General features: G+C 67.2%; 15 protein-coding genes and 1 pseudogene. 15 read left to right on the forward strand and 1 reads right to left on the reverse strand.

Features of this window, described 5'->3' with window-relative positions; translation table 11 throughout:
* Positions 1 to 17: 17 nt before the first annotated feature.
* Positions 18 to 1,244: a hypothetical protein gene (locus tag GLP40_RS04435; protein WP_154786539.1), complete on the reverse strand. Its 1,227-nt coding sequence runs from the start codon at positions 1,242 to 1,244 to the stop codon at positions 18 to 20.
* Between the two features lie 538 nt (positions 1,245 to 1,782).
* Between GLP40_RS04435 and glf the strand changes: the two genes are divergently transcribed.
* The 15 genes and pseudogenes from glf to fadD32 all read left to right on the forward strand — a co-directional run bounded on the left by glf (position 1,783) and on the right by fadD32 (position 24,272).
* The gene (gene glf / locus GLP40_RS04440; RefSeq protein WP_328289678.1) at positions 1,783 to 2,979 is read left to right on the forward strand and encodes a UDP-galactopyranose mutase; all 1,197 of its coding nucleotides are present in this window, start codon (positions 1,783 to 1,785) and stop codon (positions 2,977 to 2,979) included.
* 70 nt (positions 2,980 to 3,049) lie between these two features.
* Positions 3,050 to 5,011 (forward strand): glycosyltransferase, encoded by a 1,962-nt coding sequence (locus GLP40_RS04445; RefSeq protein ID WP_154786541.1) that lies wholly within the window; start codon positions 3,050 to 3,052, stop codon positions 5,009 to 5,011.
* Positions 5,008 to 5,592: a phosphatase PAP2 family protein gene (locus GLP40_RS04450; RefSeq protein ID WP_154786542.1), complete on the forward strand. Its 585-nt coding sequence runs from the start codon at positions 5,008 to 5,010 to the stop codon at positions 5,590 to 5,592. Before GLP40_RS04445 ends, GLP40_RS04450 begins: the two co-directional genes overlap by 4 nt.
* Positions 5,593 to 5,618: 26 nt before the next feature.
* Positions 5,619 to 6,566, forward strand: a complete 948-nt coding sequence (locus GLP40_RS04455; RefSeq protein ID WP_154786543.1) for a decaprenyl-phosphate phosphoribosyltransferase — start codon at positions 5,619 to 5,621, stop codon at positions 6,564 to 6,566.
* Positions 6,567 to 6,678: 112 nt separating this feature from the next.
* Positions 6,679 to 8,577 carry a flagellar motor control protein ZomB gene (gene zomB, locus GLP40_RS04460; protein ID WP_196054522.1) on the forward strand — a complete coding sequence of 633 codons (1,899 nt, stop codon included), beginning with the start codon at positions 6,679 to 6,681 and terminating at the stop codon, positions 8,575 to 8,577.
* Positions 8,578 to 8,907: 330 nt separating this feature from the next.
* Positions 8,908 to 9,954, forward strand: a complete 1,047-nt coding sequence (locus GLP40_RS04465; protein ID WP_230329233.1) for an alpha/beta hydrolase — start codon at positions 8,908 to 8,910, stop codon at positions 9,952 to 9,954.
* A 309-nt stretch (positions 9,955 to 10,263) separates the two neighbouring features.
* Complete coding sequence (locus GLP40_RS04470) at positions 10,264 to 11,337, forward strand: alpha/beta hydrolase (RefSeq protein ID WP_154786544.1); 1,074 nt, start codon at positions 10,264 to 10,266, stop codon at positions 11,335 to 11,337.
* A gap of 452 nt (positions 11,338 to 11,789) precedes the next feature.
* On the forward strand, positions 11,790 to 12,836 hold the full coding sequence (locus tag GLP40_RS04475; RefSeq protein WP_196054523.1) for an alpha/beta hydrolase: 1,047 nt from the start codon (positions 11,790 to 11,792) through the stop codon (positions 12,834 to 12,836).
* Positions 12,837 to 14,041: 1,205 nt separating this feature from the next.
* Positions 14,042 to 15,082 carry an alpha/beta hydrolase gene (locus GLP40_RS04480; RefSeq protein ID WP_154786545.1) on the forward strand — a complete coding sequence of 347 codons (1,041 nt, stop codon included), beginning with the start codon at positions 14,042 to 14,044 and terminating at the stop codon, positions 15,080 to 15,082.
* A gap of 121 nt (positions 15,083 to 15,203) precedes the next feature.
* Positions 15,204 to 16,529: pseudogene (locus tag GLP40_RS04485) on the forward strand (alpha/beta hydrolase-fold protein); the annotation flags it as partial.
* Between the two features lie 145 nt (positions 16,530 to 16,674).
* Complete coding sequence (locus GLP40_RS04490; protein ID WP_154786547.1) at positions 16,675 to 17,700, forward strand: alpha/beta hydrolase; 1,026 nt, start codon at positions 16,675 to 16,677, stop codon at positions 17,698 to 17,700.
* Positions 17,701 to 17,969: 269 nt separating this feature from the next.
* Positions 17,970 to 20,054 carry an alpha/beta hydrolase-fold protein gene (locus tag GLP40_RS04495; protein WP_196054524.1) on the forward strand — a complete coding sequence of 695 codons (2,085 nt, stop codon included), beginning with the start codon at positions 17,970 to 17,972 and terminating at the stop codon, positions 20,052 to 20,054.
* Between the two features lie 135 nt (positions 20,055 to 20,189).
* Positions 20,190 to 20,726 carry a DUF732 domain-containing protein gene (locus GLP40_RS04500; RefSeq protein ID WP_154786548.1) on the forward strand — a complete coding sequence of 179 codons (537 nt, stop codon included), beginning with the start codon at positions 20,190 to 20,192 and terminating at the stop codon, positions 20,724 to 20,726.
* Positions 20,723 to 21,706, forward strand: coding sequence for a cutinase family protein (locus tag GLP40_RS04505; protein WP_328289679.1), 984 nt, complete (start codon positions 20,723 to 20,725; stop codon positions 21,704 to 21,706). Before GLP40_RS04500 ends, GLP40_RS04505 begins: the two co-directional genes overlap by 4 nt.
* Positions 21,707 to 22,349: 643 nt before the next feature.
* Positions 22,350 to 24,272: a long-chain-fatty-acid--AMP ligase FadD32 gene (fadD32, locus tag GLP40_RS04510; RefSeq protein WP_154786549.1), complete on the forward strand. Its 1,923-nt coding sequence runs from the start codon at positions 22,350 to 22,352 to the stop codon at positions 24,270 to 24,272.
* The last annotated feature ends 154 nt before the right edge of the window (positions 24,273 to 24,426 follow it).

A 24,426-nucleotide genomic window follows, 5' to 3' on the forward strand; every position in this document is an offset into this window, starting at 1 on the left:
GTGCCCGAATCCCGTGTCTACGCCGCGCACATGGACTGCATGACGCCGCGCAGGATCGGCGCACCGTAGGTGGTGGGCGCGAAGGCGATGGTCTCGGCCATGCTCAGCGGGGTCAGGATTGTCGAGGACACGCCGGTGAAGCCGGCCACCGTATTGCCGACGGTCAGCAGCAGGCTGGTGGTGTCGAGGGCGAGGGTGATGAGCGAGAAGACGTTCTCCACCTTCACATCTCCCAGCGCCACGGTGTTGAGCGCGCGACCCTCGTAGATGTCGAAGCCCAGGTTGGCCAGGAAGGTCAGCGGCCCGTAATCCATCGAGTCCACGATCGGACCGAGCTGCTCGGTGCGGCGCATCATCAAGACGTCGGCGACCCGGTTGCTCTGCAAGAAGCCCTGCAGCGCATCGGCATTGGCGTTCACCATTGCCGGGTCGACGGGCAGTCCGGCGGTCGTGGCCAGGAAACCGCGGGCGCGCTCGACCAGCTCGGAGGTCTTCAGCTCCGCCAGCGGAGTGCAGCCGCCGTCGGCCTTGGTGAGCTGGTTGGCCAGGTCGATGAGCGGCTGCGGCACCTCCACATGCTCATCGGGCACATCCAGCCGCAGCTTCTGGTACACGCCATTGGCATCGCAGCCCAACGACAGCTGCGACTGCACCGACCGCGCCAGCGACTTCACGCCGTTGAACAGCGCGCCCACGATGGGCTTGAGCACGAAGCCGACGGTCGGCACCAGGCTGGCGGCGAACTGGGCCGGGATCTTCACGATCCGCGTGGCCAGGATGAACACCTCGACCACGTCGCGCACCTTCAGGTCGGAGAGCGCGATGGTCCGGTGCAGCCGCCCGGTCTTGATGGCGTCGAGGTTGTTGACGATGTAGGTGACGATCGGGTCGTCGAGGAACTGGGTGCGATCGTTCACCTCGTCCGGCCCCAGCGGCAGGCCATTGCGGTGCACGTGGATCGAGGCGACGTTCTGCCGGAAATCATCGACCGACCGGTCATAGGCAGCCTGCTGTTCGGCCGGGACCACAGTGCGGATGGCGGTGGCAGCGGCGGTGATGACGTCATCGAAGGTGGCCGCCGGCTTGCCGCAGACATCGCCGGCGTCGGAGATCTCGGCGGCGGCGAGGGTGTCGCCCTCATCGGCGTGGGCGGGTGCCGCCGCCCCCGGGATGAGAGCGGCAGTGCTCAGCACGGCCGTGATGGACAGCGCCCCCAGCAGAGGGGCGAAACGAGCAAGGCGCATGTACGTGGTCTTCCGGGTCGAGTGCACGGCACGGCCGCGCATAGCACACGGCAACAAACTGGTCGGGTGTTCAATTCGACTCGATATGTAATAGAGCCCCCATGACGCCACTGTCCGCACTTTCGTGAACTCTGCGCGAAAACCTCGCGACCTTCCCCGCTCACCGGAATGACCTACGCCACTGGATCTGCCCCCCGGCGCCCCGGACGAACAGCCCGATGACTCGAACAGCCGATAGCCCGAACGGCTGATGCCCCGAACAGCCGATGACCTGAACGGCTGATGCCCCCGAACGGCCGCTGACCCGAGCGGGCCGATAACCAAGGGTTCGCGGCCCGCCTCGGCCTGGACTGACGGAGCGGGGGAGCGAAGCGGAGGAGCGGAGGAGGGAAGGCCGAGGTAACAGGGCCGCGAACGCGCCCGGAGCGAAGCGGAGGGCAATTAAGCACAGGCCCGGAGCGGAGCGGAGGGCAATTGAGCACAGGCCCGGAGCGGAGCGGAGGGCAATCAAACAGAGCTGCCGGTAGTCTGGGCACCCGTGACCGTCGCATCCCCGTTCGATCTCATCGTCGTCGGCTCCGGCTTCTTCGGGCTGACCATCGCAGAACGCACCGCCAACGTCCTCGGCAAGCGAGTCCTGGTGGTGGAACGCCGCTACCACCTGGGTGGCAACGCGTACTCGGAGGCGGACCCGGAAACCGGCATCGAAATCCACAAGTACGGCGCCCACCTGTTCCATACCTCGAACAAGCGCGTGTGGGATTACGTCAACCAGTTCACCGAGTTCACCGGCTACCAGCACCGCGTCTTCGCCATGCACAAGGGGCAGGCCTACCAGTTCCCCATGGGCCTGGGCCTGCTGTCGCAGTTCTTCGGCCGCTACTTCAGTCCGGACGAGGCGCGCGCGCTGATCGCCGAGCAGTCCGCCGAGATCGCCACCCAGGACGCCACCAACGTCGAGGAGAAGGCCGTCTCGCTGATCGGTCGCCCGCTCTACGAGGCGTTCATTCGCGACTACACCGCCAAGCAGTGGCAGACCGACCCCAAAGAGCTGCCCGCCGGCATCATCACCCGCCTGCCGGTCCGCTACACCTTCGACAACCGCTACTTCAACGACACCTACGAGGGCCTGCCGAAGGACGGCTACACCGCGTGGCTGTCGAAAATGGCCGAGAACGACCTCATCGAGGTCCGCGTGGATACCGACTGGTTCGAGGTGCGCGACGAGATTCGCGCCCAGAACCCGGACGCCCCGGTCGTCTACACCGGCCCGCTGGACCGCTACTTCGACTACGCCGAGGGCGAGCTCGGCTGGCGCACCATCGATTTCGAGACCGAAGTGCTGGAAACCGGTGACTTCCAGGGCACCTCGGTCATGAACTACAACGACGCGGACGTGCCGTTCACCCGCATCATCGAGCCGCGCCACTTCCACCCCGAGCGCGACTATCCCACCGACAAGACGGTCATCATGCGCGAGTTCTCGCGTTTCGCCCAGACCGGCGACGAACCGTACTACCCCATCAACACCCCGGACGACCGCGCCAAACTGCTCGCCTACCGCGAGCGCGCCAAGGCCGAAACCGCCTCGGCCAAGGTGCTGTTCGGTGGCCGCCTGGGCACCTACCAGTACCTGGACATGCACATGGCCATCGGCGCCGCGCTGAGCATGTTCGACAACGTGCTGCGCCCGCACCTGGAATCCGGTGCGCCGCTGGTGGACCGGGAGTCCTGATGAGCCACATTGCGCAGCCCGCTGATCAGGCCGACGGGGCGCGGGAACTCCCGCAGGATCGAGCCGCCGAATGACCGCCCAACTCACTCGCGAAGACATGAGCACCGAGACTCGCGCCGTATCCCTGCTCCAGCGCGTCATCCTGCCCCGGCCGGGTGAGCCGCTGGACGTGCGCACGCTGTACCTCGAGGAATCGGACACCAATTCCCGTCGCGCGCATGCCATCACGCGCACCGCGCTGGCCATCGGCGCGGAGTCGGAGGTCTCCTTCTGCACCTACTTCAATGCGGTCCCGGCCAGTTACTGGCGGCGCTGGAGCGTGCTGACCTCGGTGGTGCTGAAGCTGGAGCTGTCCGGCCACGGCCGCGTGGACGTGTACCGCTCCAAGGCCGATGGTTCCCGAATCCACGTGCAGGGCAACGAGTTCAGCACGCCCGGTGAGGGCGCGGCGGCCGCGGCCTTCGTGGAGTTCGAGGTGGATCTGGGCCCGTTCGAGGACGGCGGCTGGATCTGGTTCGACATCACCACCGACAGCCATGTCGAAATGCGCAGCGGCGGTTGGTACGCGCCGATCGAGGCGCCCGGCGAGGGCTCCATCGCGGTCGGCATGCCGACCTTCAACCGCCCCACCGACGCGGTGAAGACCTTGACGGCCCTGGGCTCCGACCCGCTGGTGCTGGAGAAGATCCAGGCCGTCATCATTCCCGACCAGGGCACCCGCAAGGTGATGGACGAGCCCGGCTTCGCCGAGGCCGCGGCCCGCCTGGGCGGTCGCCTGGCCATCCACGACCAGCCCAATCTCGGCGGTTCCGGCGGTTACAGCCGGGTCATGTACGAGGCGCTCGAGACCACCGACGCCGAGTACATCGTCTACATGGACGACGACATCGAGATCGAGCCGGACTGCATCCTGCGCGCGCTGGCCTTCTCGCGATTCGCCAAGTCGCCCATCCTGACCGGCGGCCAGATGCTCAACCTGCAGGAGCGCTCGCACCTGCACGTCATGGGCGAGGTGGTGGACCGCTCCATCTTCATGTGGACCGCGGCCCCGAACGTCGAATACGACCACGATTTCTCCAAGCACCCGCTGCGCGACCGCGACAACTCCAAGCTGCTACACCGGCGCATCGACGTCGACTTCAACGGCTGGTGGACCTGCGTCATCCCGCGCCGGGTGGCCGAGGAGATCGGGCAGCCGCTGCCGCTGTTCCTGAAGTGGGACGACGCCGAATACGGTCTGCGCGCCCGCGAACACGGCTACCCGACCGTCACCCTCCCGGGCGCGGCGGTGTGGCACATGGCCTGGTCCGACAAGGACGACGCCATCGACTGGCAGGCCTACTTCCATCTGCGCAACCGCCTGGTGGTGGCCTCCCTGCACCTGCCCAACGACGGCCGCCCGATGGTGGTCAACACCATCAAGGCCACGCTGAAACACCTGCTGTGCCTGGAGTATTCGACGGTCGCCATCCAGAACGAGGCGATCCGCGACTACCTGGCGGGCCCGGAGAAGCTGTTCGAGCTGCTGCCGACGGCGCTGGGCAAGGTGCACGCCATGCGCAAGGAGTTCCCGGACGCGGTGGTGCTGGCGTCCTCCACCGAACTGCCGCTGGCCTCGCACGCCGACGTGGGCGCGGTCGGCGAGCCGGGTAACCCCCTCGCCAAGGTGGCCCGCCTCGGCAAGGGCGTGCTGCACAACTTCCGCAAGGCCAACCCGCGCCACCACGAGACCCCGCAGCTGAACGTGCCGACGCTGGACGCGCGCTGGTTCCTGCTCTCGCAGGTGGACGGTGTCACCGTTACCACCGCCGACGGCCGCGGAGTCGTCTACCGTAAGCGGGATCCGCGAAAGGCCATGGAGCTGTTCAAGGAAGCGATGCGCCTGCGCAAGGAGCTGGCCGAGCGCTTCCCCGAAGTGCGTGAGCAGTATCGTCGCGCGCACGCGCAGCTCACCAGCAAGGCCGCGTGGGAGACCGTCTTCGGTATCGACACTGGTTCAGGCAGTACCCATTCGAGGAATGAGCCCAAATGACGGCTGCACAGCCCGTTTCCGGCCCCGACCGCGGACTGCACGTGGTCCCGGACGCGCCGGTGGCCCCGGTCGCGTCCCCGGCCGAGGTCAAGATCATCAATCTGGTGCAGGGCACGATCGGCCGGAACCCGGCGGTCGTGAAGGCCGCGCGGGGCATGTCGCACTTCGGTGAGCATTCCCTCGGCTGGATCGGCATCGCCGCGGCGGGCGCGCTGGTGGACAAGCCGCGCCGCCGCCAGTGGGCGGGCGTGGCCGTCGGCGCGTTCGGCGCGCACGCCGCGTCGGTGGTCATCAAGCGCATCGTCCGCCGCCCCCGCCCGCACGATCCGTCCGTGCAGGTCAACGTGTCGACGCCGTCGAAGCTCAGCTTCCCGTCCTCGCACGCCACCTCCACCGCGGCGGCGGCGGTATTGCTCGGCAGGCTCACCGGGCTACCCTTGCCTGCGGTGCTCGTCCCGCCGATGCTGCTCTCCCGGGTCGTCCTCGGCGTGCATTACCCCTCCGACGTGCTCGCGGGTTCCGCGCTGGGCGCAGCATCAGCCGCAGCCGTGCTCGCCGCCGAAAAGAGACTCGCCAAGTGACCGCCCAGGAAAGAGCCATCGTTGACATGAGCGAAGAGCCCACCAGCACCGACCTGGCAGAGGCGGTCATCAAGGGGCCGCCGAAGACGTTGGGCGGCGGCTTGATCAAGGCCATGCGCCCGCGGCAGTGGATCAAGAACGTGCTGGTGCTGGCCGCGCCGCTGGCCGCCGGCAAGACCGCCGGCGGCGAGCTGGTGATCACCGACCTGTCGGTGCTCGCGCACGTCGGCATCGCCTTCGTGGTGTTCTGCATGGCCGCCTCGGGCATCTACCTGGTCAACGACGCGCTCGACGTGGAGGCCGACCGGGCCCACCCCACCAAGCGTTTCCGGCCCATCGCGGCCGGCGTGGTGCCGGTGAACCTGGCCTACGCGCTGTCGGCGGTGCTGCTGATCGGCTCGATCCTGTTGTCCTTCACCGCGAACTGGCATCTGGCCGTGGTGATGGCGGTGTACATCGGCATCCAGCTGGCGTACTGCTTCGGCCTCAAGCACCAGGCGGTGCTGGACATCTGCATCGTGTCCTCGGGCTTCCTGCTGCGCGCGGTCGCCGGCGGCGTCTCCTCGGATATCCATCTGTCCCAGTGGTTCCTGCTGATCATGGCGTTCGGCTCGCTGTTCATGGCGGCCGGCAAGCGCTACGCCGAGCTGAAGATCGCGCTCGACACCGGCGCCAAGATCCGCAAGTCGCTGGAGTACTACACACCGACCTACCTGCGTTTCGTCTGGACCCTGTCGGCCACCGCGGTCGTGGTGTTCTACGGTCTGTGGGCGTTCGAGCAGGATCGCGCCAAGGACACCATCTGGTTCGCCATCTCGATGATCCCGTTCGTCATCGCCATCATGCGGTACGCGGTGGACGTCGACGGAGGCGAAGCGGGTGAGCCGGAAGAGATCGCCCTGGGGGACCGCGTCCTCCAGTTCCTCGCAGTCGCCTTGATCGGAGCCCTGGGTGTCGCTGTCTATCTCACCTGACGTGGTAGAGGGAGCAGAGCGAGAATCGGGCGCGCCGACGGCACAGTTGCCGGTCGGTCGCGCCTGTCCGCGCGCGGATGACACCGCGCGCTTCTCGCGACTATCCCGCGCCATGTTCATCGGTGGGATCGCGCTGACCGCGACGCTGTTCGCGGCCGGCGCATGGCAGCGGCGCTGGATCGCCGACGACGGCCTGATCGTCCTGCGCACGGTGCGAAACCTGATGGCGGGCAATGGTCCGGTCTTCAACGCGGGCGAACGCGTCGAGGCCAATACCAGCACGGCCTGGACCTTCATCGTCTACTTCTTCAGCTGGCTGACCCAGGCCCGGCTGGAATACGTGGTGCTGGGCATCGCGCTCACGCTGTCGGTGCTGGCCGTGGTCTTCGCCATGCTCGGCGCCGCCCGGCTGTGGGGCGGGACCGGTTCCGCGCTGCTGGTGCCGGCGGGCGTGCTGGTCTACATCGCCCTGCCCCCGGCCCGCGACTACGCCACCTCCGGACTGGAGTCCTGCCTGGTCATCTTCTGGCTGGCGGTGCTGTGGTGGGGGATGGTGCGCTGGAGCCAGGCCGAGAAGGTGCGCCCCGTGGCCTTTTTCGCGCTGGTCTTCTTCGCCGGTCTGGCCCCGCTCGTCCGGCCGGAGATGACACTGGTCGGCGCGCTCGCGCTGCTCATGCTCTTCTGCGCCCCGGTGCCCACGACCCGGTTGCGGCCCTGGCTGTTCCGGGCGCTGGTCGTCGCGGTCGCCGGCCTGGTGCCGATCGCGTACCAGATCTGGCGCATGGGCTACTACGGTCTGCCCTACCCGAATACCGCGGTGGCCAAGGACGCCGGCGGCGCCAAATGGCATCAGGGGTTCATCTATCTGTGGGATCTGGTCGGGCCGTACTGGCTGTGGCTGCCGCTGGCGGTGCTGCTGGTCGCGGGCGTCGTGAGCGCGCGACAGCGTCGCGCCGCCGCGCCGGCCGATCGCCCGCTCCTCGCGGTTGCCGACGAGGCCAGCAAGACCGGCTGGCGCGGGCGGATTCACCGCTTCAGCGTCTGGCTGCGCAGCCCGGCCGCGGTGGTGGCCCTCATGCTGGGCAGCGGGTTCGTGCTGACCGTCTACGAGATCCGCGTCGGCGGCGACTTCATGCACGGCCGCATGCTGCTGCCGCAGGTGTTCTGTCTGATCCTGCCGGTCGCGGTGCTGCCGATCCGGCTGCCCCGGCAAGCGCGGGAAGGCGGAGCGTTCGCGGACCGGGCGTCCGGACTGCGCGGAATGGATTGGGCTTTCGTCGTCGTGCTGGCGGCCTTCGTCGGCACGGCGGGCTGGGCGCTGTTCGCGGCCGACACCACCGCCATCACCGCCGGCACCAAGATCCGCGCCAACGGCATCGTGGACGAACGCATCTACTACGTGCTCAATACCGGCCACGACCACCCGATCCGCGCCGAGGACTACATGGACTACCCGCGCATCCGCGCCATGGTCCGGGACATCGCGAACTCGCCGGACGGTGCGCTGCTGCTCAACTCGCCCTCGTTCATGAACTGGTATCTGGTGCCCGCGCCGGTGCCGGAGGGCGGTCGCGAGCACGTGGTGTTCTTCCTGAATCTCGGTATGACCAGCATGAACGTTCCGCTGGACGTGCGCGTCATCGACCAGATGGGGCTGGCGTATCCGCTTGCCTCGCATACCGATCGGCTGACCGATGGCCGCATCGGCCACGACAAGAACCTCTACCCCGACTGGGCGGTCGTGGATACCGGCATGGTGGACAAGCACCCGTGGATGCCGTGGTTCCTGGACGAGAAGTGGAGCACGCAGGCGCGCACGGCCCTGTCCTGCCCCGACACCCAGGCGCTGCTGGCCTCCTCGCGCGCCCCGCTCACCTTCGACCGCTGGCGGCACAACCTGATGCAGGCGTTCGACTTCGCCAAGTACCGCATCGACCGGGTGCCCAAGTACGAGATCCAGCGCTGCGGCCTGGTGGATCCGACTCAGCCGCCGCCCGCACCGCCGAAGTAAGACCAAGACGAGCGAGCCCCGCGCCCTTGAATGGGTGCGGGGCTTTCTTTCATCGCGCGCATGGTGGAGGCCCGGCGGCCGGGCGAGCAGTCGACGTTTCCCTGGGTGTTCGGGAGCGAAGCCCCGAGAGTACGAGGGTTGTCCCCATCGTCATGGTTCGGATCGGAGATATGGGATGCTGTCTCGATTTGGTAACACCCCGGCGTGGGTTTCGCGATAGGCTCCGCGAGTACTCCCGTTGCCTGCCAGAAATCAGCTGTGCCGCAACGGTTGTCGCAATACGAACCTGGGTGCACAGGGAGGCCCGGGGGCACGGACGGAAGGCCGGATATGCGGGACGTGACAGTTCGCGGTGGGGCACGGGTCTGGTTACGGAAATCGGTGCTGGGCTTGGCATTGGCGACCATGGCGCCGTTGGGGGTCTCCCTGCTGGGCACGACCGCCGCGCACGCGGCGTTCAGTCCGGACGGCATGGACTTCTACGTCGACTCGGCCACGATGGGCCCGATCAAATCACGCGTCTTCCGTGCGGCCGACGGCAACACGAACCGCGTCGTCTACGCGCTCGACGGTGAGCGCGCCCGCGACGACGACAACGGCTGGGAGATCAATACCGATGTCGCGCACGCGCTGACCGCCGCCAACATCAATGTGGTGATGCCCGTCGGCGGCCAGTCCAGCTGGTATGCCGACTGGAAGTCGCCCAGCACCTTTCTCGGCGTGCCCGCGGGCACGGCCGCCGTACAGTCCGGATCCGGTGTCACCCAGGCGCTTTCCGGTGGCCCCGGCAAGTCCTACACCTACAAATGGGAAACCTTCCTGAGCCAGGAGCTGCCCAATGCGCTGCGGGATCGCCTGGGCTTCAGCTCGACTCGCAACGGCATCTTCGGCCTGTCCATGAGCGGTGGTTCCGCGCTCATGCTGGCGGCCTTCCACCCCAGCCAATTCGCTTATGCCGGTTCGCTATCAGGCGCGCTGGACCTGTCGCTGCCCGGCATGCGCGACGCCATCCGGGTAGCCATGGTGGACGCCGGCGGCTACAACGTCGACGCGCTGGCCGGGCCCAAGGACCTCACGTGGCAGCACCTGGATCCCTTCCAGTTCGCGCCCAAGCTGAAGGCCAACGGCACCCGCATGTTCATCTCGGCCGGCAGTGGTCTGCCGGCCTCCACCGACGCCATCACGACCTCGACCATCCAGGCGATGGGCATCGAGGCGGTGGCGCTGGTCGGCACCAAGGCGTTCCAGTCCCGCTGGTCCGCGCTCGGCGGCGGAAATGTCGTCTACGACTTTCCCGCGGTGGGCGTGCACAACTGGCGGAACTGGGAATCCGAACTGGGCCGCATGCTCCCGGACCTGTCCGCGAATATCGGTTGATCATCATCAGGATTTCCCGTGCGCGCCTTCGGTATTCACCGTCTGGTATCGGGGATGCTGAAGGCGCGCATTGTGGTTCACGATATATGAGTGATAGGTGATGCGCATGAGTCCGCGGGGGCGAAATGTGACTCTCGAGTCGCATGCTGGCACTGATGCGTGCCACATTCCTCATCCACAGTGGCGCTCATCACTTTCGTCACGATCCGATAACGCTCCGTTGGCCCGCGCACGATAGGGTCGCCGAGACCTCAACCGTGGTCACGAGCACACGGTGAGACCGAACGACAGGAAAGGCCGGACAAGTAAATGCGAGGCGATAGACGTCAGAGATCCCGCGGTTGGCTGAAGAAATCAGTGGTCGGAGTGGCTCTGGCGATTACGCTGCCGTTCGGGGTGTCGGCGGTGGGCGCCGGCACCGCGAGTGCGGCATTCAATCCCGACGGGTTCGACTTCTACGTCGACTCCGGATCGATGGGCCCGGTCAAGTCGCGCGTATTCCGCGCGGCCGACGGCAACACCTCCCGCGTCGTCTACGCCCTCGACGGCATGCGCGCACGACAGGATCTGAGCGGCTGGGAAATCGAGACCGAAGTCGCTCGCGCGCTGACCGCCGCGAACATCAACGTCGTCATGCCGATCGGCGGCCAGTCCAGCTTCTACGCCGACTGGAATGCGCCCAGCAGCCTTCTCGGCATGGGTGACGGCTCCGGATCGTCCTCCGGCTCCTCCTCGCTGTCCTCCTCCGGATCGTCCTCGGGCTCGGGCGCCTTCCAGATCATGGGCGGCGGCCCCGGCAAGAGCTACCGCTACACCTGGGAGACCTTCCTGTCCCAGGACCTGCCCAACGCGCTGCAGAGCCGGCTGGGCTTCAGCCGCACCCGCAATGGCGTCTTCGGTCTTTCCATGGGTGGTTCCGGCGCGCTGACCCTGGCCGCCTACCATCCGGACCAGTTCAGCTTCGCGGGCTCGTTCTCCGGCTACCTGAACATCTCCGCGCCCGGCATGCGTGAGGCCATCCGCGTGGCCATGGTCGACGCCGGCGGCTACAACGTCGACTCCATGGCGCCGCCGTGGGGCTCGCAGTGGCTGCACATGGACCCGTTCGTGTTCGCGCCGCGCCTGAAGGCCAACAACACCCGCCTGTGGATCTCGGCGGCATCCGGCCTGCCCAATGGTGATCCGGTGGCGTTCTCGACCCTGAACGGCATGGGTCTCGAGGCGCTGGCCCTGGTCAACAGCCGCGCCTTCCAGGTGCGGGCGGCCAGTCTCGGCATCAACAATGTCACCTACGACTTCCCGGCGGCCGGTATCCACAACTGGCGCAACTGGGAGAACGAGGTCAACCGCATGATCCCGGACCTCTCGAACAACATCGGGTAACTCCGGCTCTCGGAGACGCTCAGGGGGACAGCGGCTCCCCTGAACACCGATCGCGAGGTTCGCGGGCCACGTCCCGAAACCGTGAAGCCCCCGCCCAGCTGGGCGGGGGCTCTCTGCTCGAATGCGTTCGTTCTGGTCTGCGATCCGGATCCGCTGCGTGAATGGATTACGGCCATCGGTTCATGGATTGGGATATTTCGGTCAGTGTGTGCACTGTGCCGGGCGTCTGGCGCATGTTCGAGCTCGCGGCCCCGGATCGGGGTCTCGTCCGCGATACGCAGCGGAAATGTCCGGGGGCGACCTGCGCCTCGCGCCGCACGTCCGAAGATCGATCCGCGACTCGCCGAATTGAGCACACCGGATACGCCCCACTGGACATCCGATACTCGGTTTGTACCGAAGATCAGTTCTGTGTGATCAATGTTCTGCTCAAACCGAGAAGGGCTGAGTCGATGCGGGTTCGAGGCTTCATACGAAAGGTATTGGGCGTCGCCGCCGCCGCCCTCCTGATGCCATTGGCGGCGGTGATCGAATCGCCACCGGCCACCGCGGCATTCGATCCCGCGATGTTCGACTTCTGGGTCGACTCCCCGGTCATGGGTCCGATCAAGACCCGTGTGCTGCGGGCCCGCGACGGCAACACCCAGCGCGTCGCCTACGTGCTGGACGGCATGCGCGCGCAACAGGATCTGAGCGGCTGGGAGATCAACACCAATATCGCCGAGGTGCTGGCGGACTGGAACATCAATGTGGTGATGCCGGTCGGCGGCGAGTCCAGCTTCTACGCCGACTGGGCTGCGCCGAGCTCGTTCTTCGGCCTCGCGCCGGGCGCCGGATCCGCCGCCTACGGCACCGGTTCGGGCGCCACGGAGGCGATGGGTGGGGGCCCGGGCAAGAGCTACCGCTACGCCTGGGAGGACTTCCTCACCAACCACCTGCGCTGGGAGCTGCGGAACCGCCTGGGCTTCAACCCGTATCGCAATGGTGTGTTCGGCCTGTCCATGGGCGGCAGCGCCGCGCTCGCCCTGGCCGCCTACCACCCGGACTTCTTCAGCTACGCCGGTTCGTACTCCGGCTACCTGAACATCTCGGCGCCCGGCATGCGCGAGGCCATCCGGGCCGCCATGCTCGACGCGGGCGGCTACAACGTGGACAGCATGGCGCCACCGTGGGGTCCGCAGTGGCTGCGCATGGACCCGTTCGTGTTCGCGCCCACTCTGATCGCGAACAACACCCGGATGTGGATCTCGGCCGGCAGCGGCGCGCCCATGCCCGATGATCTGAACATCCCGCTCGGCGCGGCCGCCGACCGTCTGGTCCGCGGTGCGCCCCTGGAAGCCTTGGCGCTGGCCAATACTCGCGCCTTCCAGGTCCGCATGCTCACCCTGGGCGCGCAGAACATTGTCTGGGACTTTCCGGCCACCGGCCTGCACGCCTGGACGAACTGGCAGGCCGACGCCTATCGAATGATCCCGGATATGTCGGCGAACATCGGGTAGAGCCCGCCCTCGGGGACTTCTCCCGGACCCGGGAACGCGGCGGCCGCCGTCCGTGCTGGACGGTGGCCGCCGCGTTTCCGTGTCGGACGTGATCCATCACGGCGCGGTCGCGCGGAGCGTTTCCGCTGTGCCCTGCTCCGAATACGCGGAGAGGATCCTGCGGCGACAGTTTCTGCATTTCGGATGTGGTCAATAGAGACCACGCTCGTGAAAGGCGAGTCGATGCGGTCTGTTCGGATACGCGAGTGGACGCGACGGTCGGTGGCGGTGGCTGTTCCGCTGGCTGGGACAATCAGGGTCGTGACGCCCGCCCATGCGTCATTCGATCCGGGCGGCCATGACTTCCGAGGCTTTTCCTCCAAGGGTCACGTCGCGCTGCAGTGCGCACTGGTGCCGACGGCCTATCTTCCGGATCAGTTCCGTTATGCCGGATCATATTCCGGCTATTCGAAGATTTCGGTCCCCGCATGCGGGTGGCAGCGCGCGGTACTGCACGATGTCGGTGGGCTCAACATCGACGCCCTGTGGGGCCGTGCTGGAGCGAATTGTGTCCGCGCAACGCTCCTTTCGTGTTCGCGCGAATGTTGCGCGACAACGGCACCCTGGTGCGAATCTCCAGCGGCAACGGCGTTCCCGGCCCGCAGGACGTCGTGTGAAGCCCGCCGGACGCGTACAACGTCGCGAATGCGATGGGCCCGGAAGTCATAGCACTCGCGAATACCCGTGCGTTACAGGGGCGGATGGACGCGCTGGGTCCCCACAATGCGGTGCTCGACGAAACCCCCCGGAAGACACTACTGGTCGGATCATGTCTACAAGATGCTGCCGGACCTGAGCGCCGACCTCGGTCGCGCGAAAGCGCGGAGCACGCTTGCGGCGTAAGGATTTCGACGTTGCCGCGACATCACTAGGGATTCGCGATATGGTCACCGCACCATTACGGTCGGATGCGATAGTGACCGAGTTGATTCACTGAACCGGACACTCATTAGCATCACCTTGCCAACCGCTCGGAGCGTCGAATACCCTCCAGCGAGCAAGTGTTGACCAACCCGTGGTAGCGCTTCGCTCACAGAGAAGAGTCGGGATTCGCTGTGAGCGGTGATCGCGTATGTCCACGCATGGCTTTGTCATGCGCGCGTGCGCGATTGACAACTTAAGACACCGCAGCAGCGCAGTGCTGCGGTAGAGAAGGAGCAATATCCATGCGTTTCGGCAGGTCCGCCGTGCCGGGAGGAGTTTCGTCGCGACGCCGTGCGCAGAGTTGGCGCGCTCGGCTCGTTGCCGCCACCGTCACCGCGGCGGCGCTCGCTGTCCCGACCGCCTCCCTGGCCGCCCCGTCCATCGCCTCGGCCGCCCCGGCGTTCGGCCCGATGCACCGCGGTATTCCGGGCAGCTTCGAAGAGCTCATGGTGCCGTCCAGTATGGGCCCGATCAAGGTCCAGGTGCAGTGGGCCAAGAACGGCGGCAGTTCGGCGGTGTACCTGCTCGACGGCATGCGTGCCCGCGATGATCGCAATGCGTGGGCCAATGCCGACGAGGGGGACGGCCCGGGCATCTTCGCCAATGACGACGTGAACGTCATCATGCCGGTCGGCGGTCAGTCCAGCTTCTACGCCGACTGGGTGGCGCCGTCCAACACCAACGGCCAGAAGTACACCTACAAGTGGGAGACCTTCCTGACCAAGGAACTCCCCGATTTCCTTTCCGGCTACGGTGTTGCGCGCAACAACACCGCCATCGCGGGTCTGTCCATGGGTGGTTCGGCCGCCCTCATGATGGCCGCGTATCACCGCGACATGTTCAAGCAGGCCTCCTCGTTCTCGGGCTACCTGAACCTGTCCGCGCCGGGCATGCGTGAGGCCATCCGCCTGGCCATGCTGGACGCCGGTCGCTTCAATGTCGACTCCATGGCCGCGCCGTGGAGCCCGGCCTGGCTGCGCATGGACCCCTTCGTGTTCGCGCCGCAGCTGAAGGGCCTGCCGATGTACATCTCGGCGGGTAACGGCATCCCCGGCCAGTACGACGGCATCGGTTCCGCCGCCGACGTTTTCAACACCGGCAACGCCGTCGCGCTGGAGGCGCTGTCGATGGTGAACACCCGTGCCTTCCAGGCGCGGCTGGGCCAGATCAACATTCCGGCCCAGTTCGATTTCACGGCGAACGGCACCCACAAGTGGCGCTACTGGCACGATGAGCTGGTGAAGGCCCGCCCGGGCATGCTGAGCGCGCTGGGCCTGGCCTAGTGAGCCACCGGTTCGCTCTGCGAGCCACCTGATAACACGAACGACAGAACCGGCCATCCGACAGGGTGGCCGGTTCTTTTATGGCTCAGCGTGATTCGCCATGACGCGGTAGAAACCTACTGTGACAGCTGTGGCAATTGGTAGATGGGGGAGAGGCGGCCGCGCGAAGCTGGTCGCACTCGCGGTAGCCACGACAGCCTTGCTGACGGGTGGGATTGTCCGTGCGGGTGGAACGGCCTGGGCAGATCCGGCCGAACCCGCCAGACCAGATATTCGAAATGTGTTGTGGCTGAGCGACAGACGGGTATCGCTCTGGGTGGACTCACCCGCCATGGGCACCCGGATCCAGGTGCAGCTGCTTCTGGCCAGAGACTGGAACAGCAAGCCGGACAGCAGGTTTCCCATGCTCTACATGCTCGACGGCTTGCACGCGTCCGACGACGAGAACGGATGGACGAAAAACGCTGGGGCGGAGAGCTTCTACGCCGACAAGAACGTCACCGTCGTACTGCCTGTCGGCGGCGCGGCGCGCTTCTATTCCGATTGGAAGCAGTCCGACAACGGCAAGGCCTACAAGTGGGAAACGTTCCTCACCAGGGAATTACCGCCGCTGCTGGACCGCGACTGGCGCACCACGACTGTGCGCGGCATGGCCGGACTCTCCATGGGCGGTACGGCGGCCATGACGCTGGCGGCTCGTGACCCCGGCTTCGCGCGCTACGCCGCGTCGTACTCCGGGCTGCTCGCCCTGACGACTCTCGGTATGCCGCAGGCGATCGCGTCCGCCATGCGGGATGCGGGCGGCTACAACGCCGACGCCATGTACGGCACGTCCACCGACGCGGAATGGCAGTCGCACGATCCCTACGCGCTCGCGGAAAAACTGAAGGGCCTCAGCCTGTATGTGTCCAGCGGCAGCGGTCTGGCGGGCGTGCGCGATGTTCCGTCCGGGGTCCCGGGTGTGAGCACCAGCTGGACCGGTATGGCGCTGGAAGTGTTGTCGCGCTTCTCTTCTCAGCAGTTCGTGGCCAAGCTGAACAAGCTCAGCATTCCGGTGCAGGTGAACTACCGGCCCTCGGGCACGCACTCCTGGCCGTACTGGGATTTCGAGATGCGGCAGTCCTGGCCGCAGGCCGCGTCGGCGCTGGGCGTGGAGGCGGCCAAGCCGGACTGCGCCGCCGCGGGCGCGATTGCGTCTGCGGCGCTGGCGAAGTCGTGGCTGGGCGACTGTCTGACGGCGGAGTATCCCCTGGCCGGTGGTGTGGCCCAGGACTTCCGCGGCGGACGGGTGCTGTGGTCGGCGGCCACGGGCGCGCATCCGGTGGGCGGCATGATCGGCGGTGCGTACCAGGGCGCGGCGGGACCCGCTGGGGCACTCGGCTTTCCCACTACCGACGAAACGCCCATTCAGGGCGGAGCGCGACAGGACTTCCAGCGCGGCACCATCGTCTTCCACGACGGGAAGGCCGAGATACACGCCAGCTGAACCCGATACCCACCAGTTACCTTCCAGCCGGAGGTAGAGTGCACAGTTGTCCGTGACTCCCGTCACGTCGGTGTGGTTCCCCCTGCGGTTCAGGAGATCGATCTCTATGGCAGTACAGGGCGCTTCGTCATGCCCGCAGCACGGTACGGTTCGGATCACCCAGCGCGCCCGCGCCACACGCGCCTGGCGGCGTGCCCTCGCCGCCGCCGCGGCCGTGCTCGCGCTCCCGGCCTTGGCCGGGCCCGCCCTCGCGATGCCCACGCACCCGGTGCACCGCACCCCCGAGGGCGGGTTCGAGGAGCTGATGGTGCCATCGAGCATGGGCCCGATCAAGGTGCAGGTGCAGTGGGCCGCCCACGGCGGCGACGCGGCGCTGTACCTGCTCGACGGCCTGCGCGCCCGCGACGACTTCAATGCCTGGACCGTCGAGACCAATGCCCTGCAGCAGTTCGCCAATGACAATGTCACCCTGGTGATGCCGGTCGGCGGCCAGTCGAGTTTCTATACCGACTGGAGATCGCCCTCCAACACCAACGGACAGAAGCTCACCTACAAGTGGGAGACCTTCCTGACCGAGGAGTTGCCCGCCTTCCTCGAGGGTTACGGCGTCTCCCGCACCAACAACGCCGTGGCCGGGCTGTCCATGGGCGGGTCGGCGGCGCTGGCGTTGGCCGCCTATCACCGCGGCCAGTTCAAGCACGCCTCCTCCTTCTCCGGCTACCTCAATATCTCCGCGCCCGGCATGCGCGAGGCCATCCGCATCGCCATGCTCGACGCCGGCCGGTTCAATGTGGATTCGATGGCCTGGCCGTGGAGCCCGCAGTGGCTGCGCATGGATCCGTTCGTCTTCGCGCCGCAGCTGCGCAATCTGCCCATGTACATCTCCGCCTCCTGGGGTGTGCTGGGCCCGCACGATCACCCGGATTCCCCGATCGGCATCTTCAACACCGCGAATGCCGTTGCGCTGGAGGCGTTGTCGATGGTGAACACCCTCTCGTTCATGGGCCGCATGAACCAGCTCGGCATCGGTGCGCACTACAGTTTCCCGATGCAGGGCACCCACTCGTGGCCCTACTGGCAGGACCAGCTGGCCGCCGCCCGCCCCGATATTCTCGCCGCGCTGGGGGCGTAGCTCTTGTCGCATGCCAGGACAGCGACCGGTCGCGTAACCGTGAGGTAGCTCCGGTGGGACGTCCCACATAGGCGTCCCTACCCGGACGCTGGTGCGTGTGCGTGACGTCGAGGGCGTCAAGCCGTGCATGGAAGGCTCGGGGAGACAGGGCAGAAGCTGATCGTTTGCTGTTGAACGATCGATCTCCGTGTGTCCTACCGGGACTCGCGTGGTTCCAGAGGTACAACACTTGTGTGGCTGGAGTTGTCCGTGTGATCAAACGAGGGCGTATGCGCTGGGTGGCATGCGCCGCGGCGATGGTATTTCCGCTGGCCGCGGGCACCTTCTCGGGAGCCTGGCCGGCGGCGGCCGCACCCGAGGCCCCGTCCGCGCCCGCAGCGACCGTGCAGAAGATGACGTGGCTCAACGACCGCCGGGTATCGGTGTGGGTGAACTCGCCCGCCACCGGCGCGCCGATCCAGATCCAGTTGCTGCTGCCGCGCGACTGGAACGCCAAGCCGGACGCCAAGTTCCCCGTGGTCTATATGCTCGACGGCCTGCGCGCCACCGACGACGAGAACGGCTGGACCAAGGACGCGGGCGCGGCCGGCTTCTACGCCGACAAGAACGCCCTGGTGGTGCTGCCGATCGGCGGCCAGTCCAGTTTCTACGCCGACTGGCTGGCCCCCGACAACGGCCGCAACTACCAGTGGGAGACCTTCCTGGTGAAGGAGCTCCCGCCGCTGCTGGAGAGCCAGTTCCGCGCCACCGATGCGCGTGCGGTGGAAGGGCTCTCGATGGGCGGCACAGCGGCCATGATGCTGGCCGGCCGCAACCCCGGCTGGGTGCGCTCGGCCGCCTCCTATTCCGGCTTCCTCACCCTGACCTCGCTGGGCATGCCGCAGGCCGTCAACTTCGCCATGCGCGACGCGGGCGGCTACGACTCGACCAAGATGTTCGGCCCGCCGACCAGTCCGGCCTGGAAGGAACACGACCCCTACGAGCTGGCCGACAAGCTCAGGGGCGTAGCCCTGTATGTCTCCAGCGGCAATGGGGTCGCGGGCACCAGCGACCCGCTCTCCGACATCCCCGGAATCACCACCAATTACGCGGGCCTGGGCCTCGAGGTGCTGTCGCGGCTGAGCACCCAGAATTTCGTGGCCAAGCTCAACAAGCTGAACATCCCAGTCTCGGTGAACTACCGGCCGTCGGGCACCCACACCTGGCCGTACTGGGATTTCGAGATGCGCCAGGCCTGGCCGCAGACGGCCGCCGCGCTGGGCGTGGACTCGACACCCGTCAACTGCAGGCCCGGTGGCGCGATCGCGCCGGTGGCGCAGGGCAACAACTGGCTCGGCGACTGCCTGACCGCCGAATACCAGGTACCCGGCGGCGTGGCCCAGGACTTCCGCGGTGGCAAGGTGCTCTTCTCCCAGGGCACCGGCGCCCAGCCGGTGGCGGGCGCGATCGGCGGCAGCTATGCCGGACTCGACGATGCCATGAGCGCTCTGGGCTTCCCGGTCGCCGGCGAGGCCGAACTGCCCGACGGACGCGGCAGGCTGCAGCCGTTCCAGCACGGGTCCATCTACTGGACACCGCAGACCGGCGCGCAGGCGGTGCGCGGCGCCATCTTGGATGAATGGTCCAGGCAGGGTTACGAGCGTGGTCCGGCCGGATACCCCACCGGCCAGGAGACCCGCACGCCCCAGAAGGACGGCGTGGTGCAGGGTTTCGAGAACGGGCCCATGTACTTCAGCGCCAAGTCCGGCGCGCACCTGGTGCAGGGCCTGATCCTGGGCAAGTACGCGCAGCTCGGATTCGAGAACAGCCCTTACGGTTTCCCGACCTCGGGTGAGCAGCCGCTGCGCGACTTCGGCCGCTACTCCGCCTTCGAGGGCGGCAATATCTACTGGAGCCCGCTCTCCGGTGCCTGGGGCGTGCGCTCCGGCCCGATCATGGACGCCTGGGGCGCAACCGGATTCGAGAACGGCCCGCTCGGCTATCCCATCTCCGACGAGGGCCAGGTCCCGGGAGGCGCCCAGCAGACCTTCCAGGGCGGCACCATCACCATTCGCGACGGCCGGGCCACCGCGGCCACCCTCGACGGTCGGCCCATCGCCATTCCCGGTGGTGAGCAGCCCAAGCGGGATCCGGCCCAGCCGGCCGCGCAGCCGCAGCCCGCCATCGCGCTCCCCGGCCTGCCCGCTCTACCGCAGCTCGCGCCCCCGGACCCGGCGGCCCCCGCACCCGCTTCGCAACCAGCGGCGGCCCCCGCACCCGCCGCGGCTGCGGCCCCGGCACCCCAACCGAGCCCCGCCGAACCGCCGCCGCCCCCGCCCATCCCCGCGCTGGGCCCCGAGGTCCGTCCCAACTGAGGCCTTTTCCAGCCGATTGGCCCTAACCGGCCCTAAGAAGTAGATGAGGTTCCGTTGCGCCCCGGGACTCCGGACCGGGTTGCGGCTAGCCTGGGGGCGACCTCTTGCCCTTGGACAGATATAGGAAACGAATAGATGCACGGAACCCGTGGAAAGGTATTCGGCGTGGTGGCCGCTGTCGCCGCCGCCGGACTGCTCGCCGCCTGCGGTAGCAATGACTCGACCGCCAAGAGCACGCCCACGCTGAGCACCACCAAGACCACGGCGGCCGCGCCCACCACTCCGGGGGCCGCGACGCCGTCCACGGATCAGCAGGCTCCGCAGGCCGCGCCGGATTCCGGGACCGATACCTCCAATCCCGCGCGTCCGCAGCCGGTGCCGAGTCAGTTCCTCACCACTCCGAACGGCTCGCCCGCGCTGTCGGACAAGGAGAAGGGCTTCCTCGACGAGCTGAAGAAGGCCGGGATCACCCCGGGCTCCTCGGATATCGCCATCACCGCCGCGAACCTGGTGTGCCAGGGTAAGTCGGAGAACGCACCGCAGGATCAGATCATCACCTATGTGACCGCCATCGCCGGCTCCGATCCGTCCTTCGATCCGTCCAAGATGTCGGTCGAGCAGGCGGGCAAGATCTATTACGACGTCGCCTCGAAGAGCTACTGCAACAAGTGACGACGCGACACCGAATCGGACAACGTAGGCCCCGGTCGGCGGGCTGCCTGCTGCTCGCCATCGCCGCCATCGTGATCGTGGTGGTGGTGGCGCTGCTGCTGTGGTACCTGCTGGCCGGCCGGTTGCGGCTGCCCGGCCCCAAGCCGCCGGGGCCGACCCGTCCGAGCTCGCAGCCGGCCACCTGCCCGGACGTGCTCATGCTGTCCGTGCCGGGTACCTGGGAGTCGAACAGCACGGACGACCCCTACAACCCGACCGCGAACCCGGCGTCGCTGATGTTGAACGTATCCAACCCGATTCGGGCGAAGTTCCCCAACGAGCGGGTCGAGGTCTACACCGTCCCGTACGTCGCGCAGTTCTCCAACCCGGTCGCGATTCCGCCGGACGGGCAGTCGTCCTACAACGACAGCCGCTCCGAGGGGGCCAAACGCGCCACCGACAAGCTGGCCCAGACCTACGCCCGCTGTCCGCTCACCACTTATGTTCTGGCCGGCTTCTCCCAGGGCGGCGTGATCGTCGGCGATATCGCCGCGCAGATCGGCGCGGGCAAGGGCCCGGTGCCGGAGGATCTGGTGCTGGGTGCGACCACCATCGCCGACGGCCGCCGCGATGTCGGCGATCCCGGCGAGGCCATCGAAATCGGCCCGACCCCACCCGGTGTCGGCGCGGAGCTCGCGCTCAAGGGCCTCAATGTCCCCGGCATCACCATGACCGGGCCGCGCGGCGGTTTCGGCAAACTCGCCGACCGCACCTTCACCATCTGTGCCGCGGGCGATTTGATCTGCGACGCCCCCCGCCAGGCCCTGAGCCCGGGCAATATCCTCGGCAGCCTGAACATCCTGGTCCGCGCCGCCGGCAATCCGGTGCACAGTCTCTACAACGGCTACCAGGTGGACGGCAACGGCACCACCGCCACCGAGTGGACCGTGAACTGGGCGTCGGGACTCATCGAGAACGCCCCGCACCCGGCACATCTCTAAGCATTCCCTCAGAGTTCGTCATGTGAAGGCGGCCACGCTTCTCTGGTAAGCCCTCCGCGGCAGGCCGGTCCGGAGCGAACCCCTCCGAACCCAGCTTGCTGCTCGCACTTGCGCAGATCACCAGGGTGTTCGCGGCCCGCCTCGGCCTGGACCGATGGAGCGGGGGAGCGAAGCGGAGGAGCGGAGGAGGGAAGGCCGAGGTAACAGGGCCGCGAACCCGCCCGGAGCGCAGCGAAGGGCAATCAGGCACAGCGCCCCCAGTTTCGGGGTCACCCGGTAAAGTGCTCCGGGTTGCGACACAGCCGAGACCCGGTGCGTGCGGCAACTCACATCCATGTCCTGTTGTGTCCTATGCGGGGGCGCTCCCCACCCATTTGGAGGCATTCGCGCCGGTCAATCGGTAGTCCAGAGGTGTGAGCTGGGAGATGTTCGGCCGCTCCGGAGCATGGCCGGGCAGGCTCTCTGTAACATGTCCCTGGTTTGAGAACATCTAGCCATTAGACGGTCACCGCGCAGACCGCAACACAATTCTGCAGGTTGGCTCTCGTATGGAGCTCCCGCGGGCGAAGAGAGTCGGGGCCTCACAGGTAACAGCGGCATAGCAGCCGTCTCATGCCGCGTGTGCCTCGGAGGAGAAGAAGGAATGGAAGAGACTTTCGACGATTACCTCGACGAAACGGGGAACATCACGATTCCCGAGGGACACACCCTCGTCGACTACGTCGAGAAGCACACCCACGGTAATGACGCCAATGACTTGGCCTACCGCTACATCGATTACTCACGCGAGCGCGACGGTGAGTACCAGGACCTCACTTGGAGTCAGTTCGGCACGCGGCTGCGCGCGGTGGCCGCCCGACTGCAACAGGTGACCAAGCGGGGCGATCGGGTCGCGATCCTGGCTCCGCAGGGGCTGGATTACGTCATCTCCTTCTTCGCCGCCATCTACGCGGGCACCATCTCCGTGCCCCTGTTCGATCCGGACGAGCCGGGCCACACCGACCGCCTGCACGCCGTGCTCGGCGACTGCACGCCCTCCGCGATCCTGACGGCGAGCTCCTCCGCCGCCGGTGTCCGCCAGTTCTTCCGGTCGCTGCCCGCGGCCCAGCGCCCGCGCATCATCGCCGTGGACGCGATTCCCGACAGCGTCGGGGAGTCCTGGGTCCGCCCCGACATCAGGCTGGACGACATCGCGTACCTCCAGTACACCTCCGGCTCCACGCGTGTGCCGGCCGGTGTCGAGATCACCCACCGCGGTGTCGGCACCAACGTGCTGCAGATGGTGAACGCGCTTGATCTGAACGAGCATTCGCGCGGCGTCACCTGGCTGCCGCTCTACCACGACATGGGTCTGCTGACGGTGATCCTGCCCGCCGTGGGCGGCAAGTACATCACCATCATGTCCCCGGCCTCGTTCGTGCGCCGCCCGTCGCGCTGGATCAATGAGCTGGCCGCGGTGTCCGACGGCGCCGGAACCTTCGCCGCCGCACCGAACTTCGCCTTCGAGCATGCCGCCGTCCGCGGTCTGCCGAAGCCGGGGGAGTCGCTGGACCTGTCGAACGTTCTCGGACTGATCAACGGCTCCGAGCCGGTGACCACCACCTCGATGAAGAAGTTCAACGAGGCGTTCGCTCCGTACGGTCTGCCCAAGACCGCCATCAAGCCGTGCTACGGCATGGCCGAGGCCACCCTGTTCGTGTCGGCGACCCGGCACGAGGACGAGGCCAAGGTCATCTACGTGGACCGCTACGAGCTCAACGCCGGTCGCGTGGTGAAGGTCGAGCAGGGCACGGAGAACGCCATCGCGCAGGTGTCCTGCGGTTATGTGGCGCTGTCGCAGTGGGCGGTCATCGTGGACGGCGAGTCCATCGACTCCGCCGAGGGCGCGCGCGAGCTGCCCGATGGGCGCGTCGGTGAGATCTGGCTGCACGGCAACAACATCGGCATCGGTTACTGGGGCCGCGCCGAGGAGACCCAGAAGACCTTCCGCAACCATCTGGCCCATCGCCTGGCCGAGGGCAGCCACGCGGACGGTGTGCCGGCCGACGGCATCTGGCTGCGCACCGGGGACTACGGCGTCTACATCGACGGCGAGCTCTACATCACCGGCCGCGTCAAGGACCTGGTCATCGTGGACGGCCGCAACCACTACCCGCAGGATCTCGAGTACTCCGCCCAGGAGGCCTCGACCATGCTGCGCACCGGTTTCGTCGCCGCCTTCGCGGTGCCCGCCAACCAGCTGCCCGCCGAAGTCTTTGCGCAGGACAGCCATTCGGGCCTGAGCTACGACCCCGACGATGCCAGCGAGCAGCTGGTGATCGTGGCCGAGCGTGGCCCGGGTGCGGGCAAGGCCGAATCGGGCCCGATCGCGGACGCCGTCCGCGCGGCCATCTCGTCCCGGCACGGTGTCACCGCGCGTGACATCCTCCTCGTTCCGGCCGGTTCGATCCCGCGCACCTCCAGTGGCAAGATCGCGCGTCGCGCCTGTAAGGCGGAGTACATGGGGGGCACGCTGCGTGGTGGTTACACGCAGCAGGCCTTCCCCGATGCACCAGACGAGGAGTGAGACGAACGTCTCGACATTGGATGGCGCGAGCCCGTTCGGTTCGCGCCATTCATGCATGAAGGACAGTGCCGTGAGGCACCGTGGACCGAGCCGTTCCGGGCAGGGAACAGCGAGAGTCTCGATAACACCGCCGCGCACCGTGAGCAGACAGGTA

It is taken from the genome of Nocardia aurantiaca, from assembly GCF_009708175.1.
Lineage (GTDB): Bacteria > Actinomycetota > Actinomycetes > Mycobacteriales > Mycobacteriaceae > Nocardia > Nocardia aurantiaca.